Raw genomic sequence first — 6,764 nt, 5'->3', positions numbered from 1 at the left:
CGCAAGACGCAAAGTATTGCGTCTCTACAGGTAAAACATAACTTAATCACTCAATCACAACTCGCTAATTCACTCAATTACAAAAGTGTGCTAGGACAAACATAGTCTGTGAGCTTCAATGTATTTGTCGCTTTGATAGCACTAAAACCACCCGTTACGTCTACCAGATTTTCAAAACCTCTCGCTTTCAAGATAGAAATAGCAATCATAGAACGATAACCTCCTGCACAATGTACATAGGTTATGGCATCACGGTCGATACTTGCCATGTAGTTATTCAAAAAATCTAAAGGCGCATTTTCTATACCAATCACATGTTCCGAATCGTACTCGCTTTTACGACGCACATCTATAGCTTTGAGTGTATTATCTTTACTAAATTTCTCTACAAAATCTTCTGCCGAAATAGTATTTACTGTATCAATCTCACGACCTTCGGCTGCCCAAGCTTCAAAGCCTCCTTTTAAGTATCCAATACAATTGTCGTAGCCTACACGAGACAAACGTAACACGGCCTCCTCCTCTTTTCCTTCGTCGGTGATTAATAAAATAGGTTGTTGTAAATCGCTAATCAGAGTACCAACCCACGAAGCAAACTGACCTTCAAGACCAATATTTATGGCATTAGGAATAAAACCTTTAGCAAAATCTTTGGCAGCACGAACATCCAACACAAGGGCATTTTCTTCGTTACTAGCTGCTTCAAATGCCGCAGGACTAAGGGCTTGTGTTCCTTTGGCTATTACCTCATCGACGTTGGCATAACCCATTTTGTTCATTACGGCATTTTTAGGAAAATACTGAGGTGGCGTTACTAATCCTGTAAGTACCTCTTTGACAAATTGCTCTTTTGATTTTGCCTGTAATGCATAATTAAAACGCTTTTGGTTGCCCAATTTATCGGTTGTTTCCTTACTCATGTTTTTACCACATGCCGAACCCGCCCCATGTCCAGGATAGACGATAACATCATCGGGCAAAGTCAAAATTTTGTTTTGAAGACTTTCATATAATAACCCAGCCAAATCTTCTTGTGTAAGATTAGATTTTACGGCTAAGTCAGGACGACCTACATCTCCGATAAACAGTGTATCGCCAGAGAAGATGGCATTCTCCTTACCATTTTCATCTATCAATAAAAAAGTAGAAGACTCCATCGTATGACCTGGGGTATGCAATACCTTGATTTTGATATTACCCACTTTAAACTCTTCGCCATCCTCTGCAATGTATGCTGGATAAGCAGGTTGAGCAGTCGGACCAAATACAATGGTAGCACCAGTTTTGTTAGAAAGGTCGATATGTCCCGAAACAAAATCGGCATGAAAATGTGTTTCGAACACATATTTGATTTGCGCATTATCTTTCTCGGCACGCTCGATATAAGGTTTTGACTCGCGAAGAGGGTCGATGATAGCAACCTCTCCCGCTGATTCGATATAGTACGCTGCTTCAGCTAAACATCCTGTATAAATTTGTTCTACTTTCATGACTTTCAGTTGGTTAAATAATGTTTTCCTGATTGAAATTTGATAGAACAAAATTAGTCTAGTCCTCTACGCTCTTCTGTAACATTCCTCACAAAGACTCGGTGATAAATGTCAGTGAAAAAAATGAGGCCCATATAAGATAAAATCTTTATATAAAAAAACTCGACAGAAATATTCCGTCGAGTTTTGGGTTGCCCTTTCTATAATCTACTCTACTAAAATTTGTTAGTGGTTAAGATATTCAAAAACTATATTGCTTAGTAACTCATAATTCCTCCAGACAAGTTATATACCTGCTCGAAGCCGTTGTCGCCCATATATTTACAAGCCGACCCACTACGATTGCCACTACGACAGTACACCAAGTAAGTTTTGTCTTTAGCTAATTGAGTGATTTTTTGTGAAAAATTCACGTCCATCAAATCTATATTAATTGCCTTCGGAATCGAACCTTGTCTAAATTCTTGAGGCGTACGTACGTCAATAATTACAGCATTAGGATTTTCCGAAATCATAGCCTTGAATGCTGATGATGAAATATTTTCGTAGTTTTTTTTAGTCTTAAAAAAATCGAACATGACCTTAGATGTTTAAATATTAATGGTTAACTGATACCTCTTGGTATCTTTAACTATAGACCAAAATTCGGCATAAAGTCACTGCTTTACAGTGATATATGTTACATAAGACTATTTATTTTTAAAATATTTGAGTTTGTAAAGGCCTAGATGCACAAAGGCACAGAGGGACAAAGTGAGTATTTTACACTTTATCCCTCTGTGCCTTTGTGCCAACCCCCTTTCACACTCAACGCTCCTATTTTTTCAAGGTCGAAGGGCATACAAAATCGGTTGTTTTGATGCCTGCTTTCTGGATAGCGCCAAAGCCTCCGTTAATATCAATAAAGTTTTCGATACCACGTGCTTTCAAAATAGAGGAAGCAATCATCGAGCGATAGCCCCCCGCACAATGAATATAGAATGGTTTATCTTTAGGAAACTCCGACAAATTTTCGTCGATATAATCCAATGGTAAGTTGATGGCTCCGTCTACGTGTTCGGCTGAAAACTCGCCAGGGCGACGTACATCAATTACCAAAGGAGCCTCCTCTGAAGCTAATCTTGTGGCAAATTCGGTGGCATCTATTGACTCTACTGTATCTATTTCTTTACCCGAAGCTTCCCACGACTCAAAGCCTCCATCCAAATAGCCAATCACAAAGTCATATCCTACACGCGCCAAACGTGTAATGGTTTCTTCTTCTTGTCCGTTTTCGGTAATCAACAAAATTTCTTGTTTCAAATCTGGAATCAATGCTCCTACCCATGGCGCAAACTGTCCATTCAAGCCAATATTGGTTGAGTTTGGTACAAATCCTTTATTGAAAACTTGGGCGTTACGGGTATCCAACAATACTGCGCCTGTTTCGTTAGCAGCTGCTTCAAATGCCTCTGGAGACAACGCTTGCGCCGCACGATTCATGACTACGTCGATACTTTCGTAACCCTGCTTGTTCATCATTACGTTTTGAGGGAAGTATTGTGGTGGCTTACTCAAACCATCCGTTACTTCTTTGATAAACTGCTCTTTCGACATATCAGCGCGAAGGGCATAATTGGTTTGCTTTTGATTGCCTAAAGTATCGGTTGTTTCTTTACTCATATTTTTACCACAAGCCGAACCAGCACCGTGTGCAGGATACACAATCACATCGTCGGGCAAAGTCATCACTTTATTTCGTAAAGAATCATACAAAAATCCAGCAAGATCATTAATCGTCAAATCTGATTTTTGTGCTAAATCAGGACGACCAACATCTCCAATAAACAAAGTATCACCACTAAAAAGTGCTTTTTCTTGTCCGTTTTCATCAATCAACAAATAACAAGTTGATTCCATTGTGTGCCCTGGTGTGTGCAATACTTTGATTTTAACTTTACCTAACTCGAATACTTCACCATCCTCGGCTACATGAGCATCAAAACCCGTTACTGCATTGGGACCATACACGATTGGCGCACCTGTTTTTTGAGAAAGGTCGATATGTCCCGAAACAAAATCGGCATGAAAGTGAGTTTCAAAGACATATTTGATAGTAGCATTATTACGCTGAGCTTTGTTGATATAAGGCTGTACTTCGCGAAGTGGATCTATTACGGCTGCTTCACCTTCCGACTCAATATAATAGGCACCTTGTGCTAAACAACCTGTATAAATTTGTTCTATTTTCATGGCTTTAAGATAGTTATGAATATTTTTAAATGTCTATTTAATCGATTTGTAAGTCAAAATTACAAGCTTATAACACCGATTTGTGTGATATATGTTACCAATACTCTTTTTTTTTCAAAAAAAAATGACAAATACTATTATTCGATGTCAATCTTAAACAATTTCGAGAAAATCAAATACACTTTGCTGATTCACTTACATAATCATGATTGATTAATTTGCCTTTTAGAGAGAGGCAAGAGACTTTATCAAGAAAAAAAGGCGTTTTTTATGAAATGATAAAGACCTTTTAGCTAAGGCTTAGAGCCCAGTACTTAAATTTGATTTTTGAGCTTATGGCTTTGGGCAAAAATATATCTATGCTTACTAAGACACTCTTTGCCTTGTACCTGTTGCCAAAACAGATAACTTAATATCAAAAAAGGCGTTCGAAATTAGTTTTTCGAACGCCTTTTTTGATGCTATACTTTAAAAGAATTACAATCTATTTTTTAGCACCTTGTACCGCACCAGCTGCTTGTTTTTGTTGTTGCATTGGGTTTGGCATAGAAGGACGCTGCCCTTTAAACACTTGGAAACGAGTTGGTTGCTCTGGTTCGCGAGGGAAAGCATTATCTTCGGTGTTGATATCAGCAATTTCGTAGAATGGATCAAGTACCCATTTTGCTACCTTTTTATCAGTAGGGATTACTTTTTTCACCTCTTTGTCGTTCAAACGCCAAATTTCTGCTGGAATACGAACTACCTCGTCAGTACCATCTTCGAATACCATTTTAATAATCACTGGCATTGGCAATCCTCCCTTGTTTTTCAAGTTAACTACATAGAAGTTTTTGTTGCCATTTACCAATTGTTTTTCTTCGTCAGAAAGACCTGCTGTTGCTTGCTCAAAACGTTTTTTATCTGCTTCTGAAGTAGCATAACGGTCGTAGCTGTTGTAGAAATCACGCATATCTGGGTTAGCTTCTACTACGGTTTGAGGAATATCTTTTTTGTTACGGATGTTACTCATCGTCTGACGTTTTGCTTCTGCCTCAGCTTTTGCCTTTGCATTCTTTTGTTCAGGCGATTGGTTGTCGATACCAAACCATTCAACTGTTTCGATAGATTGGTCTACAGGCTCAACACCGTAGAACCAACCACGCCAGAACCAGTCCAAATCTACACCCGATGCATCTTCCATCGTGCGAAAGAAATCAGCAGGATATGGTTGTTTGAAAGCCCAACGACGAGCGTATTCTTTAAATGCGGCATCAAACAATTCACGACCCATCACCGTTTCACGCAAGATATTCAAAGCTGTTGCTGGTTTTGCATACGCGTTTGGACCAAAAGCCATAATGTTCTCAGAATTAGTCATAATTGGCACTTGCTGCGTAGGGTCAGTTTTCATGTAAGGAACAATGTACTGAGGCTCACCACGACGAGAAGGAAAATCTCTATCCCACTCTTGCTCAGCCAAATACTGACAGAAAGTGTTCAAACCTTCGTCCATCCAAGACCATTGACGTTCGTCAGAGTTGATAATCATTGGGAAGAAGTTGTGACCTACTTCGTGAATAATTACACCAATCATACCAGCCTTTGTAGCTTCAGAATAAGTACCATCTGGCTCAGGACGACCACCGTTGAACGAAATCATCGGATACTCCATACCACCACCCGAAGTAGCATGACAAGAATACGCTACAGGATAAGGATACGCCACCGAATGTTTCGAGTACGAACGCAATGTATGTGCTACTACCATCGTAGAATATTGTCCCCAAAGTGGATTTCCTTCTTTTGGATACAAGGACATAGCCCAAACTTTTTTGCCTTCTACATCCACTTGCATAGCATCCCAAATAAATTTACGTGAACTAGCAAAAGCAAAGTCACGAACATTATCAGCTTTGTAAATCCAAGTTTTCTTACCTGTTGGTTTACCTTTTTCAGCAGCTTCTGCCTCCTCTTGAGAAACGATTAAAACTGGACGAGTAGCAGTTTTTGCTTTCTCCATACGCTTCAATTGCTCAGCCGACAATACTTGCGTTGGGTTTTGTAATTCACCCGAAGCACCAACGACATGGTCGTTTGGCGCAGTAATAGCTACTTTGTAGTTACCAAAGTTCAAGGTAAATTCTCCTTGACCTAAGAATTGCTTGTGTTGCCAACCATATACGTCATTGTACACAGCCATACGAGGGAACCAGTGAGCAATGAAATAGTTACAGTTACCATCTTTTGCAAAATATTCATAACCCGAACGACCATAGTATTCAGTAATCAAGTAGTTCCAGTCAATCGAGAAAGAAACATTAGCACCAGATTTCAATGGCGTAGGCAAATCAATACGCATCATCGTGTTGTTGATGGTATAAGGTAAATTACCACCTTTGGCATCACGCACTGAAGTAATATTATAACCGTACTTTTTAGGGTCAGTCAAATTTTTGAATTGGGCTGTACTAGCTTGCGGACCCAAGCCACCCGTTTTGGTAGTATTACCGATGGCATCTTCCTTAAAAAGGTTTTGATCTAATTGCAACCAAAGGTAACGAAGCTCATCAGGAGAGTTATTGAAATACGTGATAGTTTCAGAACCAGTGATTTTACGTTGAATATCGTCTAGTTCTACTTTGATGTCATAATCAGCACGTTGTTGGAAATAGTCCTTGCCAGGCGCACCCGATGCAGTACGATACGAGTTTGGCGTAGGCAAGTCGGTGCCTAGTTGTTCAAAACGCTTGTTGCCGTTGTAAGGGTTGGCAGTTTGCTGTGCCAAAGCCCCTAAGTTAGAGAAAGCAACCAAGCCAGAAAAAATCAACAGTATTTTTTTCATGGTCGATTTGTTGGTGAAAAATGTTTTTGACGAAATTAAGAAAAAAACAGTTTTAAGCAGTTGGTTTTTGTATGCTATTTGGCGGGTAAAGTCAGGAGTTGAGCGAATTGAGTAGATTTTACAACTGTCTAGTAGCCTTTTTTGCAAATTTTATTCTTTTATACAAAACAAAAAAGCCCAATACAACCAGTGTATTGAGCTTTTTTGTTTTTGGATAA

General features: G+C 39.2%; 4 protein-coding genes. All 4 read right to left on the bottom strand.

Features of this window, described 5'->3' with window-relative positions:
* Positions 1-77 precede the first annotated feature (77 nt).
* Positions 78-1,490 carry an MBL fold metallo-hydrolase gene (locus ACOVQ4_RS13715; RefSeq protein ID WP_421821197.1) on the bottom strand — a complete coding sequence of 471 codons (1,413 nt, stop codon included), beginning with the start codon at positions 1,488-1,490 and terminating at the stop codon, positions 78-80.
* 257 nt (positions 1,491-1,747) lie between these two features.
* On the bottom strand, positions 1,748-2,068 hold the full coding sequence (locus ACOVQ4_RS13710) for a rhodanese-like domain-containing protein (RefSeq protein WP_421821196.1): 321 nt from the start codon (positions 2,066-2,068) through the stop codon (positions 1,748-1,750).
* Between the two features lie 238 nt (positions 2,069-2,306).
* Positions 2,307-3,722, bottom strand: a complete 1,416-nt coding sequence (locus tag ACOVQ4_RS13705) for an MBL fold metallo-hydrolase (RefSeq protein ID WP_421821195.1) — start codon at positions 3,720-3,722, stop codon at positions 2,307-2,309.
* A 484-nt stretch (positions 3,723-4,206) separates the two neighbouring features.
* A complete protein-coding gene (locus ACOVQ4_RS13700; RefSeq protein ID WP_421821194.1) occupies positions 4,207-6,546 on the bottom strand; it encodes a M1 family metallopeptidase in 2,340 nt (779 codons plus the stop codon).
* Positions 6,547-6,764 lie beyond the last annotated feature (218 nt).

The sequence above is a fragment of the Flectobacillus sp. genome (assembly GCF_049240685.1).
Classification (GTDB): Bacteria; Bacteroidota; Bacteroidia; order Cytophagales; family Spirosomataceae; genus Flectobacillus.
The sequence above is the reverse complement of the archived record's forward strand: the minus strand, read 5'-3'. Positions and strand labels throughout refer to the sequence as shown.